General features: G+C 72.2%; 16 protein-coding genes and 1 rRNA gene. 6 read left to right on the top strand and 11 right to left on the bottom strand.

Translation table 11 applies throughout. The features are described from left to right. Positions 1 to 53: 53 nt before the first annotated feature. Positions 54 to 1,286: a threonine ammonia-lyase gene (ilvA, locus tag ACZ6JS_RS00085; RefSeq protein ID WP_469294724.1), complete on the bottom strand. Its 1,233-nt coding sequence runs from the start codon at positions 1,284 to 1,286 to the stop codon at positions 54 to 56. 240 nt (positions 1,287 to 1,526) lie between these two features. Between ilvA and ACZ6JS_RS00080 the strand changes: the two genes are divergently transcribed. From ACZ6JS_RS00080 to ACZ6JS_RS00070, 3 genes are read left to right on the top strand one after another with little or no spacing between them, the layout of a single operon-like run. Further along, on the top strand, positions 1,527 to 2,048 hold the full coding sequence (locus tag ACZ6JS_RS00080; RefSeq protein WP_469294722.1) for a MarR family winged helix-turn-helix transcriptional regulator: 522 nt from the start codon (positions 1,527 to 1,529) through the stop codon (positions 2,046 to 2,048). Positions 2,049 to 2,104: 56 nt separating this feature from the next. Further along, on the top strand, positions 2,105 to 2,527 hold the full coding sequence (locus ACZ6JS_RS00075) for a sigma factor-like helix-turn-helix DNA-binding protein (protein ID WP_469294720.1): 423 nt from the start codon (positions 2,105 to 2,107) through the stop codon (positions 2,525 to 2,527). Then, the gene (locus ACZ6JS_RS00070; RefSeq protein WP_469294719.1) at positions 2,524 to 2,778 is read left to right on the top strand and encodes a hypothetical protein; all 255 of its coding nucleotides are present in this window, start codon (positions 2,524 to 2,526) and stop codon (positions 2,776 to 2,778) included. The genes ACZ6JS_RS00075 and ACZ6JS_RS00070 overlap by 4 nt, the downstream gene beginning before the upstream one ends. A 550-nt stretch (positions 2,779 to 3,328) precedes the next feature. Here ACZ6JS_RS00070 and ACZ6JS_RS00065 read toward each other — a convergent pair. Next, positions 3,329 to 4,486 (bottom strand): cystathionine gamma-synthase, encoded by a 1,158-nt coding sequence (locus ACZ6JS_RS00065; RefSeq protein ID WP_469294718.1) that lies wholly within the window; start codon positions 4,484 to 4,486, stop codon positions 3,329 to 3,331. 76 nt (positions 4,487 to 4,562) lie between these two features. Here ACZ6JS_RS00065 and ACZ6JS_RS00060 point away from each other — a divergent pair, with 76 nt between their 5' ends. The 3 genes from ACZ6JS_RS00060 to ACZ6JS_RS00050 all read left to right on the top strand — a co-directional run bounded on the left by ACZ6JS_RS00060 (position 4,563) and on the right by ACZ6JS_RS00050 (position 8,752). After that, positions 4,563 to 5,669, top strand: a complete 1,107-nt coding sequence (locus tag ACZ6JS_RS00060; protein WP_469294717.1) for a hypothetical protein — start codon at positions 4,563 to 4,565, stop codon at positions 5,667 to 5,669. Positions 5,670 to 6,002: 333 nt separating this feature from the next. Beyond that, positions 6,003 to 7,601 (top strand): M48 family metallopeptidase, encoded by a 1,599-nt coding sequence (locus tag ACZ6JS_RS00055; protein WP_469294715.1) that lies wholly within the window; start codon positions 6,003 to 6,005, stop codon positions 7,599 to 7,601. Next, on the top strand, positions 7,598 to 8,752 hold the full coding sequence (locus ACZ6JS_RS00050; RefSeq protein ID WP_469294714.1) for a hypothetical protein: 1,155 nt from the start codon (positions 7,598 to 7,600) through the stop codon (positions 8,750 to 8,752). Before ACZ6JS_RS00055 ends, ACZ6JS_RS00050 begins: the two co-directional genes overlap by 4 nt. Before the next feature lie 116 nt (positions 8,753 to 8,868). Here ACZ6JS_RS00050 and ACZ6JS_RS00045 read toward each other — a convergent pair whose 3' ends face one another. The 9 genes from ACZ6JS_RS00045 to rrf all read right to left on the bottom strand — a co-directional run bounded on the left by ACZ6JS_RS00045 (position 8,869) and on the right by rrf (position 15,814). Beyond that, positions 8,869 to 9,858, bottom strand: coding sequence for a lysophospholipid acyltransferase family protein (locus ACZ6JS_RS00045; protein WP_469294712.1), 990 nt, complete (start codon positions 9,856 to 9,858; stop codon positions 8,869 to 8,871). Beyond that, positions 9,858 to 10,934, bottom strand: coding sequence for an NAD-dependent epimerase/dehydratase family protein (locus tag ACZ6JS_RS00040; RefSeq protein ID WP_469294711.1), 1,077 nt, complete (start codon positions 10,932 to 10,934; stop codon positions 9,858 to 9,860). The genes ACZ6JS_RS00045 and ACZ6JS_RS00040 overlap by 1 nt, the downstream gene beginning before the upstream one ends. A gap of 95 nt (positions 10,935 to 11,029) precedes the next feature. After that, positions 11,030 to 11,128: a 30S ribosomal protein bS22 gene (locus ACZ6JS_RS00035; protein ID WP_003948845.1), complete on the bottom strand. Its 99-nt coding sequence runs from the start codon at positions 11,126 to 11,128 to the stop codon at positions 11,030 to 11,032. 142 nt (positions 11,129 to 11,270) lie between these two features. After that, entirely contained in the window at positions 11,271 to 11,480 is a 210-nt protein-coding gene (locus ACZ6JS_RS00030) for a helix-turn-helix domain-containing protein (RefSeq protein WP_008738568.1), read from the bottom strand. A gap of 114 nt (positions 11,481 to 11,594) precedes the next feature. Further along, entirely contained in the window at positions 11,595 to 12,425 is an 831-nt protein-coding gene (locus ACZ6JS_RS00025) for a phosphatase (RefSeq protein ID WP_469295508.1), read from the bottom strand. A 92-nt stretch (positions 12,426 to 12,517) separates the two neighbouring features. Next, on the bottom strand, positions 12,518 to 13,666 hold the full coding sequence (locus ACZ6JS_RS00020; RefSeq protein ID WP_469295507.1) for an acetoin utilization protein AcuC: 1,149 nt from the start codon (positions 13,664 to 13,666) through the stop codon (positions 12,518 to 12,520). Further along, complete coding sequence (locus ACZ6JS_RS00015; protein ID WP_469294709.1) at positions 13,638 to 14,870, bottom strand: MFS transporter; 1,233 nt, start codon at positions 14,868 to 14,870, stop codon at positions 13,638 to 13,640. Before ACZ6JS_RS00015 ends, ACZ6JS_RS00020 begins: the two co-directional genes overlap by 29 nt. 43 nt (positions 14,871 to 14,913) lie before the next feature. Further along, complete coding sequence (locus ACZ6JS_RS00010) at positions 14,914 to 15,567, bottom strand: HAD family hydrolase (RefSeq protein ID WP_469294708.1); 654 nt, start codon at positions 15,565 to 15,567, stop codon at positions 14,914 to 14,916. Between the two features lie 130 nt (positions 15,568 to 15,697). After that, a 5S ribosomal RNA gene (gene rrf, locus ACZ6JS_RS00005) occupies positions 15,698 to 15,814 on the bottom strand. Positions 15,815 to 15,957 lie beyond the last annotated feature (143 nt).

Here is a 15,957-nt window from a genome sequence, read left to right as displayed (position 1 = left end):
CGTCCAGCCGGCCCGCCGGCCGCCAGCCCGCCGCGGGGGGCGCCGCCGGCCCGCTAGCCCATCACCTTGTATCCCGCGCCGTGCAGCGTCCGCGCGACCTCCGCGCAGTGTTCCGGCCCCTTGGTCTCCAGGTGTAGTTCCACCTCCACCTCCGTGAGCCCCAGCCGCGGGTCGGTCCGTACGTGGCTCACGTCCAACACGTTCGCATCGACCACCGACAGCACCCCCAGGAGCCCGGCCAGCGCCCCGGGCCGGTCCGCCACGCGCAGCCGCAGCGACAGGTACCGGCCCGCCGCCGCCATGCCGTGCCGCAGGATCCGCTGGAGCAGGAGCGGGTCGACGTTGCCGCCGGACAGGACGGCGACCACCGGGCCCGCGCCGTACAGCTCGGGCTCGCTCAGCAGGGCCGCCACCGTGCTGCAGCCGGCCGGCTCGACGACGAGTTTCGCCCGTTCCAGGCACAGCAGCAGGGCGCTGGAGAGGGCGTCCTCGGAGACGGTGCGCACGTCGTCGAGGAGTTCGCTGATGATCTTGAAGGGGACGTCGCCGGGGCGGCCCACCTTGATGCCGTCGGCCATCGTGTTCGGCTGGTCGATCGAGATGGGGTGGCCGGCCTTGAGGGAGGGCGGGTACGCGGCCGCGCCCGCCGCCTGCACCCCGACGACCCGCACGTCGGGCCGCAGCGCCTTCACGGCGACGGCCACCCCGGCGGCGAGCCCGCCGCCGCCGATGCCGACGAGGATCGTGCGCACCTCCGGGCACTGCTCCAGGATCTCCAGGCCCACCGTGCCCTGGCCGGCAATGATGTCGCGGTGGTCGAAGGGGTGGATGAAGACCGCGCCCGTGCGGTCGGCGTAGTCCTGGGCCGCGGCGAGGGTCTCGTCGACGACCTGGCCGTGCATGCGTACGTCGGCCCCGTACTCCTGGGTCGCGGCCACCTTCGGCAGCGGCGCCCCGACCGGCATGAACACGGTGGAGCGCACTCCGAGGAGCGAGGAGGCCAGTGCCACGCCCTGGGCGTGGTTGCCGGCACTGGCGGCCACGACGCCGGCGGCGCGCTGCTCGGGGCGCAGGCCCGCGATGCGCACGTAGGCTCCGCGGAGTTTGAAGGACCCGGTGCGCTGGAGGTTCTCGCACTTGAAGTGGACCGGCGAGCCGGTGAGTGCGGACAGGTGCCTGCTGCCTTCCATCGGCGTGACCCGGGAGACTCCGGAGAGCATCTTTTGAGCCCCCCGGACGTCGTCGAGGATGACCTGGGGAACGGGCTGGGGCACGCGGTAGTTCATGCCGTCAGTCTCGCAGCCCGGGCGGGGCCCGGCGCGGAGCGTCCGCGGGGCTGCGGGAGGGCCAGGGACGCAGGCCGGGGACGCTGTCGGAGCAGGGTCGAAATCTCGCCATCCGGGACGCCCGTAGGACGGGTGCCCCGGCGGGCCGTACCAGTTCTCGTACGAGACGTACGAGCCGCCGCAGGGCCGCGTACTCTGTCCCCCATCCTTGTCCGACCCACGCGAAGAGAGCCCACGGCCATGCCTTCCTCCCCGGCCAATTCCGATCTGTCCGTGCAGGCCGAACCGCCCGCCGGAGCCGGTCTCCTCGACGCGCTCCAGCACCAGGTGGCGGTTTTCGCCCGGCGCGCCGAGCAGACCCGTCTGGGTGGCGTGGGCCAGGCCCGGAACTCGATGGACCGCGCCGCCTACCTGCTGCTCAACCGGCTCGACCTGGAAGGGCCGATGGGCGTCAAGGCGCTCGCCGGCGGCATGGGGATCGACTCCTCGACGGTGACCCGTCAGGTGGCGCCGCTGGTCGACAGCGGTCTGGTCAAGCGGACCTCGCACCCCGAGGACGGGCGGGCCGTGGTCCTCGCGCTGTCCCCGCGGGGGTTGGCGCGCCTGGAGGAGGTGCGCTCCTCGCGGCGCGAGCTCATGGCCCGGGTGACGGAGGGATGGAGCGAGGACGAGCGCGAGTCCTTCACCGGGCTGCTGACGCGCTTCAACCTGTCGCTGTCGGAGCTGATGGCGGCCGTGACCGAAGCCGGTCCGGCCTCCTGAGCGGAGTCCGTCCGTCCTATTGACCTGACCGGTCCCACCGGCCGCACTATGTGAATATGCGAGCGGTTGATCAACAGGCGCGCCCTTACGGGGAGTTCGAAGCTTTCGTCGCGGGTGCGGCGGGGCGGCTCCTGCATGTCGCGGTGCTGCTGACCGGCGAAGCGGAGTCGGCCCGCCGGCTGCTCGCGGGTGCGCTGGCCCGTACGTACGCGAACTGGCGGCGCCTGCGCGCCGACGACCCGTACGACTTCACCCGCCACGAGCTGTGTGCGGCCTTCGCCCGGACCGGTTGGCGCCACCAGGGTGGGACCGGGGTGCTGGCCCGGCTGAGCCCGCCGGAACGGCTCGTGCTCGTCCTGCGGCTCTACGAGGGGCTCGCGGAGGAGGTCACGGCGGCGCAGCTCGGGATGCCGGTGGAGCGGGTCCGTGTGCTGTGCAATCGGGCCGTGTCCCTGCTGAGGGCCCGGGAGGCGGCATGAGCGGGCTCCCGAACCGCAAGGAAGCCCAGGTCAAGCAGCTCCTGGAAGGGCCTTACCCGGTGGTGCCGGCGGGCCTGGCGGCGGGAGCGGCGGCCCGTGGTGACCGGCTGCTGCGTCGGCGCCGGGCGTGGCGCAGGTTCGGCTGGGCGGTGCTGTTCGCCGCCGCGGTGGCCTTCGCGGTCTGGGCTTCGCTGACCCGCCCTTGGGCGGGCCCGCCGAGCGGCATCTCCCCACCCCTGGAGGGCTGGTAACCCCACCCTCCGGCTCCGCCGCTTCATCCGCGCGCCGACATTGCGGTGGAGCCCGGCGGGGGCCGGTCTGCCGGGGCGTCGCCCCAGACCCCACGCCTCAAACGCCGGCGAGGCTGGAGTACGGCGGCGCAGCAGGAGTGTCACGGCTCAGCCACTGCCGTGCGGCAGCCGCCGCAGCCGAGCTGGACCCAGGCCCCGCCCGGGCCGAGGCGGCCAAGGCAGTGCGACGGCCCCGCCGAGGCCAGGTCCGACCCCCACCCGGGACCAGGGCGGGACCCGGGCCCGCCGGGGCCGAGGTGAGTCCGGCAAGGCGGGGCCGAGAGGACCCGCCCCGCCGGAGCCGGGGTGGCACAGCGCAGCCAGGGCAGTGCGACGGCCCCGCCGAGGCCAGGTCAAGGCCCGGCCCCACCCGGGTCCGATGGGCCCGGGCCCCACCCCGGGCCGAGGCGAGCCCGGGCTCACGCGGAGCCGGGGTGCCGCGGCTCGGCCAGGGCAGTGCGGCGGCCCCGCCCGGGAGCAGGGTGGGCCCGGGCCGCGGCGGGGCGGGGCGTCAGCCCAGTGCCTGGGTCAGGTCCGCGATCAGGTCGTCGGCGTTCTCGATGCCCACCGAGACGCGGATCAGGTCCGCCGGGACCTCGAGGGCCGAGCCGGCCACCGAGGCGTGCGTCATGCGGCCCGGGTGCTCGATGAGGGACTCGACGCCGCCCAGGGACTCGGCCAGCGTGAAGATCTTGGTGCGGCCGCAGACCGCGACGGCCTCTTCCTCGCCGCCGGCGACCTGGAAGGACACCATGCCGCCGAAGTTGCGCATCTGCTTGGCGGCGACCTCGTGGCCCGGATGCTCGGGCAGGCCCGGGTAGAGGACCTTGGTGACCTTCGGGTGCCGCTTGAGCACCTCGACGATCTTGGCGGCGTTCTCCGCGTGGCGGTCCATGCGCACGGCCAGGGTCTTGATGCCCCGCAGCACCACCCACGAGTCGAACGGCCCGGCCACCGCGCCCATCGCGTTCTGGTGGTAGGCCAGTTCCTCGCCCAGCGCCTCGTCCGCGGTGACGAGCGCGCCGCCGACCACGTCGGAGTGGCCGCCCATGTACTTGGTCAGCGAGTGCACGACCACGTCCGCGCCCAGCGCCAGGGGCTGCTGGAGGTACGGCGAGGCGAAGGTGTTGTCCACGACCAGCTTGGCGCCGGCGGTCCGCGCGATGTCGGCGACAACGGCGATGTCGGTGATGCCGAGCAGCGGGTTGGAGGGGGTCTCGACCCAGATGACCTTCGTCTTCGGGGTGAGGGCGGCGCGTACGGAATCGGCGTCGGAGGTGTCGGCCACCGACCACTCCACGCCCCAGCGGGAGACGACCTTCGCGAAGAGGCGGAAGGTGCCGCCGTAGGCGTCGTTCGGGATGACCACGTGGTCGCCCGTGGAGAGCAGCGTACGCAGCAGGCAGTCCTCGGCGGCCAGTCCGGACGCGAAGGCGAGGCCGCGGCGGCCGCCCTCCAGCGCCGCGAGGTTCTCCTCCAGGGCGGTGCGGGTCGGGTTGGCGCTACGGCTGTACTCGTAGCCGCCGCGCAGGCCGCCGACGCCGTCCTGCTTGTAGGTGGAGACCTGGTAGATCGGCGGCACGACCGCGCCGGTCTGCGGGTCGGCGGTGTTGCCCGCGTGGATCGCGCGGGTCTCGAAGCTCTGGTGCTCGTGGCTGTCGTCGCTCATGGTCAGATGCTATGCCCAGGCCCGGTGTGCACCCCCCTGTTCGCCTGCGGCCCCCTCGGTCTGGTTCGCTGGAGGCATGGAGATTCTGTGGTTCCTGTTCGCGGTGCTCATGATCATGCTCATCGTCGGCCCGTTCGTCCGGCGCCGGCGCGGCGGCATCCGTCTGGTCGCGCCGGGCAGCCCTGACGCCGCCGACCCGGCGAACTACGGATTCGACCGGCAGGAAGACCTCGACATCCGCATCCCCGGGCCCGACCAGGACTTGATGGACGCCCTCGACAACGTGCGGCGCACCGGGCAGTGGCAGGCGGCCTCGCAGCTGCTGGCCGGGACCCCGCGGGAGGGTGAGCGCCGCTGGCAGCGGGTGCAGGCACTCGGCGGCGCGGCGGCGCTGGAGCTGGTGGCGCAGCCGGGGGTGGGCGCGCAGTGGCTGAAGGCGTGGCGGCTGGAGGCGGACAAGGACGCGGGCGGTGCGCAGGTGCACGCGGAGCTGCTGGTGCAGCAGGCGTGGCGGCACTCGGGCGGCGTCGGGTCCGAAGACCACCGGATCATCCTGGAGGAGGCTCGGGAGGCGTGCCGCAAGGCCGCGCTGCTGGCGCCCGGGGACCCGGTCCCGTACATCACGGAGCTGGCGATCGCCCGCGGTCTGGCGTACCCGGAGGCGGAGTTCGACGAGCTGTGGGCGAAGGTCATCGACCGGGCGCCTGAGCACATGGGCGCGCACCTCGCGGCGCTGCACTACTGGTGCGCGAAGTGGCACGGGTCGCGGGAGAAGGCCGACGCCTTCTCGCACGCGGCCGCGGCGCGCGCCCCGCAGGGCTCGCTGCTGGCGGCGCTGCCGCTGTTCGCGCTGTACGAGAACCTGCCGGACGTGATCCTCAGCAGCGGTTTCCACCGCGGGGAGACCGTGACGCGGGCGGTGGAGGGCGCGCTGTACGCGGTGCACACGGCCCGGCAGGACGACCCGATGCTGGCGCACGTACGGCACCTGCTGCTGCTGTTCCTGGTCAACATGGAGCGGTGGGCGGAGGCGATGGAGCAGGTCCGGCACGTGGACGGGTATGTGGGCGCGCTGCCGTGGTCGGCGGCGGAGGACCCGGCGGCGCAGTACGCGCTGTACCGCGCCCTGGCGGTGGCCGGCTACGAGGCCAACGGCGGCTCCCCGGCGACGCTTCCCCGCTAGGCGTCGTGCCGCTTCCGGTGCGGACCCACCGCCGGAAGCGACACGTCGAGCGGCCTCCCGTGCGGGCACACCTCCGGGAGCGGCACGACGGGCAACTTCCCGGTGCGGGCAGAGCGACGGAAGGACACGACGAGCGGCTTCCGGTTCCGGCCCACCGCGGGGAGCGGCACGACGAGCGGCTTCCTACCCGCCGGTACCCCCACGACCAGCGGCGACGAGCAATGAATAAGGTTGCCGTCAACAATCTCCGAGCCGCATCATGCGGCGTGGCGGCCATCGGCCCTCACCACGCGGCTCATCATTTTTTTTCATCCCGTGGGGGGATCTGTCCATATGGGCGCTTCTTTGCGCGCCGTCCGCGCGCTCGTCCTGCTCGCAGGCTTCTATCTGCTCGGCGTCTTCCTGCTCGCCGCCCTCGTGGGCGTCGACTTCGCCGTCGTCACCTGGCTGCACGGCCCGGTCGCCTTCAAGATCATAATCGTGTCGGTCGTCCTCGCCGTTCCGATCGTCCGCGGTCTGTTCATGCTCCGCACCCCCAAGGGCGAGCCGCCTGCCGGCATCCCGGTCACGGAGGCGCAGGAGCCCCTCCTGTGGCAGACCGTGCGCGAGATCGCGCAACAGGTCGGTACCCGCGCCCCCGACGAGATCGTGCTGATCGACGAGGTGAACGCGGCAGTCGCCGAGGACGCGCGGCTGCTGGGCCTGCGGCCCGGGACCCGCCGCCTCTACCTCGGCCTGCCCCTGATGACGGGCCTGGACGAGATGCAGCTGCGCGCCGTGCTCGCCCACGAGATGGGCCACTACGCCAACTTCGACACCCGCCTCACCCCCCTGATCGCCCGCGGCCGCGCCCAGCTGATCCGTACGATCGGCCACTTCCACGAGCGCGCCGACAACAAGGTCGCCAAGGAGCGGGCCCGCCAGGAGAAGCGGGACGAGAAGCGGGTCGCCAAGGGCAAGGGCGCCAAGGGGGTCGACACCTCCGGTCAGGGCGCGACGTACCGCGCCATGGCCAAGATCTACATGGCGTACGGCAACTTCTACATGCGAGCGACCCGCACCGCCGGTCGCCGCCAGGAGCTCGCCGCCGACCTCGCCTCGGTGCGCGTCGCCGGCCGCGACTCCGCCGCCTCCGCACTGCGCGAGATCAACGCCTTGGACTCCGCGCACGACTTCTACATGAGCTCGTACGCCACCCTCGGCGTCGGTGCCGGGCTGCTGCCCCGCCCCGGCGAGGTCTTCGGCGGCCTGCGCAAGCTGCTCGACGCCCGCTCGGAGGACCTGGACGACCTGCGCCGGGACCTGTCGACGGAGCCCTCCTCCCCCTACGACTCCCACCCCCCGCTCGCCGAGCGCGTCGCCCGTATCGAGGCCCTGCCCGACGACGGCCGCGGGGGGCAGGTCGCCCGTCCCGCCCTGGAGCTGCTGTCCGACGCGGGCGCCGCGCTGGCCGCGCTGGAGCAGGCCGTCCTCACGCCCGAGGCCCTCGCGCTCGAGCGGGTGGACTGGGAGGACCTCGTCCACCAGTCGATGACGCGGTATGTCGGCCAGGGCGCGGAGGAGGTCCGCGAGGCCTTCGCCGCCGAGGGCGCCGGCCCCGGGCTGCCCGCCCTGCTCGACGCGATCGAGGCCGACCCGGCGGTGCGCTGGCGCATCGCCGACCGTTTCCCGAAGTCGGAGGAGGCCGCGGCGGCCACGGGCCGCACGGCCCGCGAGTTCGCCCGCCCGGTCGTCCGGCGCGCCCTGAACCAGCTGGTCACCGTGGAGCTGACGGCCCGCGGCGCCGCCCGCTGGCAGCTGTCCTGGTCCGACTCGGCGGCCCTGAGCTACCCGGCCGAGGGATTCGAGGAGGAGCTGCGCCTGGCCCTGGACGCGGCCGTCGCCGACCTGCCCGACACCGAACCCCTGCGAAAGCTGGTGCTTGCCCCGTGATCGGCCTGTACATCCTGGGCGCCATGCTGCTGTTCGGCGCCTTCAAGCTCCTGCGCGGCGTCTACTACATCCGCAAGGCGAAGCGCCTGGAGGCCGAGGCGGCCGCCCTGGAGGGCCGCACCGCTGCCACGAACGGCCGTACCGCCGCCGCCGAGGCCGAGCGGAAGGCGCAGCAGGCCGCGGCGGTCGTCGCGCTGGGCTTCGTGCCGGAGGCCGAGCTCGACACGGACAACGCGCGGCCCGTGTCGCCCGAGCAGATCGCCGCCGTCGCGGCGGTCAAGGCCGGCGACTGGGAAGCGGGCGCGGCCTACCTCGACGCCGCCGGACAGGACTGGGAGGAGCGCTGGCAGCGCATGCGCCCCCTGTCCGAGCTCGCTGCCGACGACGACTCCTGGCTGCTGGCCTGGCGTGCGGCCAGGCCGTCGGACCCGTCCGCGGCCCTGGTGAACGCGGACACGGGCGTCCTGGTGGCCTGGAACGTGCGGGGATCCGCTCGGGCCAGCCACACCACCCAGGAGCAGTTCCGGATCTTCCGCGAGCTGCTGCTCAAGGCGCAGGAGCAGGCGCGGGAGGCCCAGCGGCTGGCGGACCCCGCGGACCCGGTTCCGTACATGGTGGAGCAGTCCATCAGCCAGGGCCTGGGCTACTCGCACGACGAGTACCGGCAGCTGTGGTCGCAGATCACCACGCGTGACCCGAAGAACCTGTCGGCCCACACGAACGCCATGCAGTACTGGTCGCAGAAGTGGCGCGGCTCGCACGAGCTGGCGCTCGCCTTCGCCCGCGAGTCGGCCGCCGGGGCCGAGCCCGGTGAGCTGCTGTCCCTGCTGCCGCTCGTGGCCTACGTCGAGCAGGAGCTGCACGAGTCGGAGCTCAAGCCGGAGACCTTCTTCAAGGAGCCGGAGGTCCTCGCGGCGGTGGAGGCCGCCCTGGCCGATCTGGCGGCGGCCGATCCGGGTGACTGGCGGGCGATCCGGCTGCGCCACCTGCTGGCCTGGTTCCTGTTCTGGCAGGACCGGGACGCGGAGGCGGTCGAGCAGTTCCGCCACATCGACGGGTACATCGGGGCGATGCCCTGGTACTACTGGTCGCCGTCGCGCTACGTGTACGCACGGGACTGGGCGGTGCGCGAGGTGACGCCCGGCCTGTGAGACGCCCGGCCTGTGAGACGCGCGGCGGGGGGGGGGGGGGGGGGGGGGGGGGGCCCCCCCCCCCCCCCCCCCCCCCCCCCCCACCACGCCCTGCCCGGCCCCGCCGCGGGAAGACGTCAGAAGAAGACGGATCTCCGCTGCACCAGCAGCTTGTAGAGCGTGTGCTGGATCTGCTCCCGCACCTGGTCCGTCAGGTTGAACATCAGCATCGGGTCCTCCGCCGCCTCCGCGGCGTACCCGTCGGTCGGGATCGGCTCGCCGAACTGGATCGTCCACTTCGTCGGCAAGGGCACCGCCCCCAGCGGCCCCAGCCACGGGAACGTGGGCGTGATCGGGAAGTACGGGATCCCGAGCAGCCGCGCCAGCGTCTTCGCGTTCCCGACCATGGGGTAGATCTCCTCCGCTCCCACGATCGAGCACGGCACGATCGGCGTGCCCGCCCGCAACGCCGTCGACACGAACCCGCCCCGCCCGAAGCGCTGGAGCTTGTACCGGTCCCCGAACGGCTTCCCTATTCCCTTGAAGCCCTCCGGCATGACACCGACCAGCTCCCCGGCCTCCAGAAGCCGCTGCGCGTCCTCCGCGCATGCCAGGGTGTGCCCCGCCTTGCGGGCCAGCTCGTTCACCACCGGCAGCATGAACACCAGGTCCGCCGCCAGCAGCCGCAGGTGACGCTCCGCCGGATGGCGGTCGTGCACGGCGACCTGGAGCATCAGCCCGTCCAGCGGCAGCGTCCCGGAGTGGTTCGCCACGATCAGCGCGCCGCCCTCCGCCGGGATGTTCTCGATGCCCTTGACCTCGACCCGGAAGTACTTGTCGTACAGCGGCCGCATCAGGGACATCAGGACCTGGTCCGTCAGCTCCTTGTCGTAGCCGAAGTCGTCGACCTCGTACTCCCCGGTGACCCGCCGGCGCAGGAACGCCAGCCCTCCGGCGATCCGCCGGTCCCAGCCGCCACCGCGCTCCCCCGGGGCCGTCTCGGGCTCCGGCGCGGGAGCGACCGGATCCTGCTCCGCCGGCGTGGGTGTCGGCACCGCCCGCACCCGGCGGGGCATCCGCCGGCGCGGCCGGTCCTCGTCGAACGGAATGACCTTGGCGTCCGCCACTATCGCTTCGCTCCTTCAACCATGTCGACGTCGTCCCGCAGGCCGTCCGCATCCAGCATGGCCGCCACCCGGTCCACGGCCCGTCCGACCCGCTCGGGCGGCAGCAGCCCGTTGCCCCGGCTCCGGGCGAAGTCGGCGAACGTCTCGGTGGTCGTGTAGAGCGGTTCGAAGCCGAGGACCTCGCGCATCTGCGTGGTCTCCACGACCCGGCCGTGCGTGAGCAGCCTCATCTGCTCGGGTGAGAAGTCGGTGACCCCGACCGCCCGCAGCGCGGACCCCACCCACGTGAGCGCCGGCAGCAGCAGCGGCAGCGTGGGCCGCCCGAGCCGCCGCGAGCACTGCGACAGCAGCAGCACGCCGTCACCCGCGATGTTGAAGGTCCCGCTGTTCAGCGTCCCGCGCCGGGGCTCCCGCGCGGCCAGCCGCAGCACTTCGAGCACGTCGTCCTCGTGGACGAACTGCAGCCGCGGGTCGTAGCCCAGCACGGTCGGCATCACCGGCATCGAGAAGTACTCGGCGAGCGCCGAATCGGCGAAGGGCCCCAGGATGTTGGCGAACCGCAGCACGCACACCGCGACGTCCGGCCGTCGGCGCGCGAAGCCCCGTACGTACCCTTCGACCTCTGCGGCGTCCTTGGCGAAGCCACCCGACGGCAGCGACTTCGGCGGCGTCGTCTCGGTGAAGACGGCCGGATCACGCGGGGTGCCCCCGTACACGCTGGTACTGGACTTCACCACGAGCCGCCGAACTGTCGGCGACTTCTGGCAGGCACCCAGGAGCTGCATCGTCCCGATGACGTTGGTCTCCTTGACGGCGCTGTGCGCGCCGCCCGCGAGCGGCCGGCCGCCCGTGACCGCCAGATGGACCACCGTGTCCACACCGTGCTCGGCCAGGACCCGGGCGATCGACGACTGCCTGATGTCCGTACGGACGAACTCCGCCGACCCCAGCCGGTGCGGCGGTGTCACGGCGTCCACCGCGATCACCCGCTCGACCTCCGGGTCGCGCTGGATCCGGCGGACGAAGCGGCCGCCCAGCTGCCTGGCAGCCCCGGTGACGAGTACGACCTTCCCCACGAGCTCAGCGCCTCCCTCGAAGAAGTACCCGGCTGCACCGCAGCCCCTCCACCAAGGATGGTGGAGGGGCTGCGGAGAACACGTACAGCTGCCGTTTACTTCTTGTTACGGCGCTGGACGCGGGTGCGCTTGAGCAGCTTGCGGTGCTTCTTCTTAGCCATCCGCTTGCGCCGCTTCTTGATAACAGAGCCCACGACTACCCTCGCTCACTTCTCTTCACTGGTGCGGGGCGTCTGGGCCCACACGACCTACGTCGGCCTAGCCTACCCGCCCGAGCTCTGAGCCCGTAATCCGAGTGCTTCCCAGGGGTTACGAAGGCGTCAGGGTCCGTCAGTCTCAGGCCGACTCCACCCCCACATAGGACTCTCGGAGGTACTCGTGGACCGCGTTCTCGGGGACCCGGAAGGACCGGCCCACCCGGATTGCGGGCAGATGACCGTTGTGCACCAGCCGGTACACGGTCATCTTCGACACTCGCATCACCGAGGCGACCTCCGCCACGGTCAGGAACTGAACCTCACTGAGAGGCCTCTCGCCAGCAGCCATGACACACCTTGACCTTCCGCGCATGACGGGCACCGGCTTCCCCTCCGGTTACTCCTCGTCGTCGCACGCTCACTCCCCAGAGTAGGGGCGGGTGATACGAGTGGGGAAGAGGAGCTACGGCCACTCCTGTCGCCCCGTCAGACTCGCCCGGCCCAACACGTACCGGGCAAGCGGATGGTAGTAGTCCGATCGCACCGCGTCATCAAGCGGAACGGCCACCGAAACCCGCCCCTCGGCCTCCCCGACGAACAATGCCGGATCGTCCGTGTCGGCCAGCCCGATCGCCTCCACGCCGAGCTGACCTGCACCGCAGACCCAGCCGTGATCCCCCACCACCAGGTCCGGCAGCGGTTCGCCGGCCTCCGCGAGGGCCCCCAGGGCCACCCGAACCGGCAGTGGCGAATGGCTGTGCACGCCGGTCGCACTCCCCGGCTCCTGCACGCCGGGTTCCCGCACCAGTGCGACCCCCCGTACGTACGCGATGCGGTGCGTGCGTACGCCGAACCGGGTCGTCATGTCGACACTGACCCCCTGCGCCGGAGTGAGGACAACACATCCCGCCGCCGACATCGCCTCGGCCAAACCGGCGTAGAAACCCAGGAGACGATGGGGATGACCGGTCCCGAACAGCACGTGCGACCGGGCCCTCGCAGCCTCGCCGAGCCGCCCCGCGAACGCCTCCAGCGCCGCCATCGTCCGCTCCGGATCGATCACGTCCGGCCCGCTGACGTGCGAGGGATCTGCCGACACCCCGCACTTGTCCGCCATCAGCCTCAGCAGGTCACCCTCGCCCCAGCCCCACTCCGGATCCAGCCCCAGCAGCACCCGCGGATCCCGTGCCGCGAACAGCCGGTAGCTGCGCAGGCTCTCCTCCCGTGAGGTGGCGACGGGCCCGGCCAACCGGGCGGCCAGCAGATGCGCACGCAGCGCGCCGGTGCTCAACACCCTCCGATGCTCCCCCACCGCATCTGGCGGATCATCAATTCCGCCGAACAGCCCCACAGTTGGCGTAACGATGCAGCACGGTCCGCGGCCGGTCAGGTCAGCAGGCCGCGCAGCGGGAACACCGCCCGCCGGGTGGCGAGAACGGCCTGATCCGTCCGGTCCGCCGGGTCGTAGCCGGCGTCCCAGTCCCGCCACGAAGGGCTCCGCCCGTCGGTCATCCGCCCCGGCGCCAACTGCCGCGTCCTCGCATACACCTCGTCGCGCCACGACGCCGGGACCGCCGTCTCGGGGTCCAGCGGCCGGTGCGCGGCGATCGCCACCAGGTGCGTCCACGACCGCGGTACGACGTCCACCACCGCGTACCCGCCGCCGCCCAGCGCCAGCCACCGCCCGTCCGCGTACTCGTGCGCCAGCCCGTGACAGGCCTCCTGGACGGCCCGCTGCGCGTCCAGGGACACCGCCAGGTGGGCGAGCGGGTCCTCGAAGTGGGTGTCGGCCCCGTGCTGGGTCACCAGCACCTGCGGCCGGAAGTCCGCCAGCAGCTCCGGCACCGTGGCGTGGAAGGCGCGCAGCCACCCCTCGTCCCCGGTGCCGGCCTCCAGGGCCACGTTCACCGCCGACCCCTCCGCCGCCGGACCGCCGGTCTCCTCCGGCCAGCCGGTCTGCGGGAACAGCGTCCGCGGATGCTCGTGCAGCGAGATCGTCAGCACCCGCGGGTCGTCCCAGAAGGCGGCCTGGACGCCGTCCCCGTGGTGCACGTCCACGTCCACGTAGGCGACCCGCTCCGCGCCCAGCTCCAGCAACCGGGCGATGGCCAGCGACGCGTCGTTGTACACGCAGAAACCGGCCGCCCCGCCCGGCATGGCGTGGTGCAGCCCGCCGGCGAAGTTCACGGCGTGCCCGGCCTCGCCGCGCCAGACCGCCTCAGCACCCGCCACCGACTGGCCGGCGATCAGCGCGGACGCCTCGTGCATCCCGAGGAAGGCCGGATCGTCCATCGTGCCCAGCCCGTACGACCCGTCGGCGACACCCGGGTCGTCCGACACCTCGCGCACCGCGGCGACGTAGTCCTCCCGGTGGACGAGCCTCAGCGTCGAGTCCCCGGCCGCGGGGGCCGCCCGCACCTCCATCGCCCGGTCCAGGCCGAAGGCCCGCACCAGGCCCATGGTCAGCGCCAGGCGCACCGGGTCCATCGGATGGCTCGGTCCGAAGTCATACCCCGTTACCGCCTCGTCCCACATCAACAGCCCGGTCACCGGCTCGCCGCTCATGGTCGACACCGTATCGGGCCTCCCGCGGCCCGAACGAACGGGCATGGAACAGTGTGATCAGGACGAGGACCATCGGCACCAGCATCGCGCCCCGGTAGCTCCAGGCGTCGCCGATCGCCCCGACGAGCGGTGAACCGATCAGGAACCCGACGTAGTTGAAGATGTTCAACCGCGCCACCGCCGTGTCGGACGCCCCCGGGAACAGCCTCCCGGCGGCCGCGAAGGTCTGAGGCACGATCACGCACAGCCCGATCCCCAACAGCGTGAAGCCGAGCATCCCCGCCCACACCCCCGGCGCGGCCGCCACCACGGCGAATCCGGCGGCGGCGAGCAGTGTCCCGCCCCGGACCACGGCCACGGCCCCGAACCGCCGCACGCCGAGGTCGCCCACGGCCCGTCCCAAGAGGGTCGTCACCATGTAGACGTTGTAGGGGACGGTGGCCGTCTGCTCCGAGCTCCCGAGCACGTCCTGGAGGTACTTGGCACTCCAGTTCGCGACCGTGGAGTCCCCGATGTACGCGCAGGCCATCACCAGGCAGAGCGGCAGCAGGAGCCGGAAACCCCCGTCGCCCAGCCCCTTCTCCGGCTCGCCCACGGGCCCGCAGCGGTCCCCCCGGTCGACGTAGTACCGGCTCGCCAGCAGCACGAGCGGCAGCAGAACGGCCACGGCCGGCAGGTAGCTGACGAACAGCCCCAGGTGCGCGTGGGCCCCGTACCAGGCCGCGGACGCCCCCAGGATCCCGCCCAGGCTGTACGCGGCGTGGAAGCCCAGCATGATGCTGCGACCGTGGGCCTGCTGCAGGCTGACCCCGAGCATGTTCATCGAGGCGTCGAGCGCTCCCACCGACAGCCCGAACGCCCCCAGGGCCACCGCCACGTGCCACAGCCTCTCGCCGGCACCCACCCCGAGCAGCGACAGCAGGACGAGCGGCTGGGACCACCGCAGTACGACACTCGGCGCGACCCGCTTGACCAGGCGCTCGGTGCCGACGCTGGCCACGCCCGCGAGGACGGGGACGGCCGCGAGGAAGGCGGGCAGCAGCCCGTCGGATATCCCGTACCGGTCCTGGATGGCCGGGATCCGGGTGACGAGCAGGGCGAAGGTGACGCCCTGCACGAGGAAGCTGAACCCCAGGGCGCCGCGGCCGCGGCGCAGCCCCACATCATCCGTCATGGCGGGTCAGCGTAGGCCCCGGGGCTACCCGTGGGTAGAGAGATCACACGGGCAGTTGCAGGATCAGCGGGAGCTGCATCATGTCGCCGAAATAGCCGGTGGCTCCGGGGAGCTGGTCCGCGGGCAGCAGCGCCGTGTACCCGTAGACGTCCATGCCGGCGGCAGCGGCGGCCCGGATGCCGCGGGGGCTGTCCTCGATGACGACGCACCGGGCGGGCTCGACGCCCATCCGGCGTGCGGCGTGCAGGTGGAGCTCGGAGTCGGGCCTGCCCGGGCCCACGTCGTCCGCACTGAAGATCCACTCTTCTTCGAACCACCCGTCGAGGCCGGCCACGCGGTGCCCGACCCGGATCCGCTCGTGACTGGTGGGGGAGGTCAGGCAGTACCCGATCCCGTGGGCGGTCAGCGCGCCGAGGACCTCCTCCACTCCGGGGACGGGCTTGAGCTCCTGCTCGAAGGCGGCGCAGGTCCGCGCATGCAGCGTCTCGTCGAAGTCCGCCGGCAGCCGCTGCCCGGTGCGTTCGAGGACGAGCTCGTGCACCCGGTGCACGGGGGCACCCATGTAGTCGCGGACCGATTCCTCGTACGTGGTCGGGTGCCCCAGCTCGGTCAGGTACCCGGCGAGGACGTTGTTGGCGATCGGCTCGCTGTCCACCAGCACGCCGTCGTTGTCGAAGATGACGAGGTCGTAGCCCATACCTCCAGATTACGGAGCAAAGGGGTGAGGCACGGTTCCGCCGTGCCCACCCGGCCACCGGGTCACCCGACCGGCCCGTGAACGCAGAAAAGCCCCGCACCAGAAGGTGCGGGGCTTTCCCACAATGATTGTTCGGCGGCGTCCTACTCTCCCACAGGGTCCCCCCTGCAGTACCATCGGCGCTGAAAGGCTTAGCTTCCGGGTTCGGAATGTAACCGGGCGTTTCCCTAACGCTATGACCACCGAAACACTATGAAATTCTGAACATGCTGGTGTTTTCACAGCCGTTCGTTATTTCAGAACTAACACAGTGGACGCGAGCAACTGAGGACAAGCCCTCGGCCTATTAGTACCAGTCAGCTTCACCCGTTACCGGGCTTCCACATCTGG

It is taken from the genome of Streptomyces sp. NPDC046349 (genome assembly GCF_055587885.1).
This window is presented reverse-complemented; position numbering and strand designations above follow the sequence as displayed.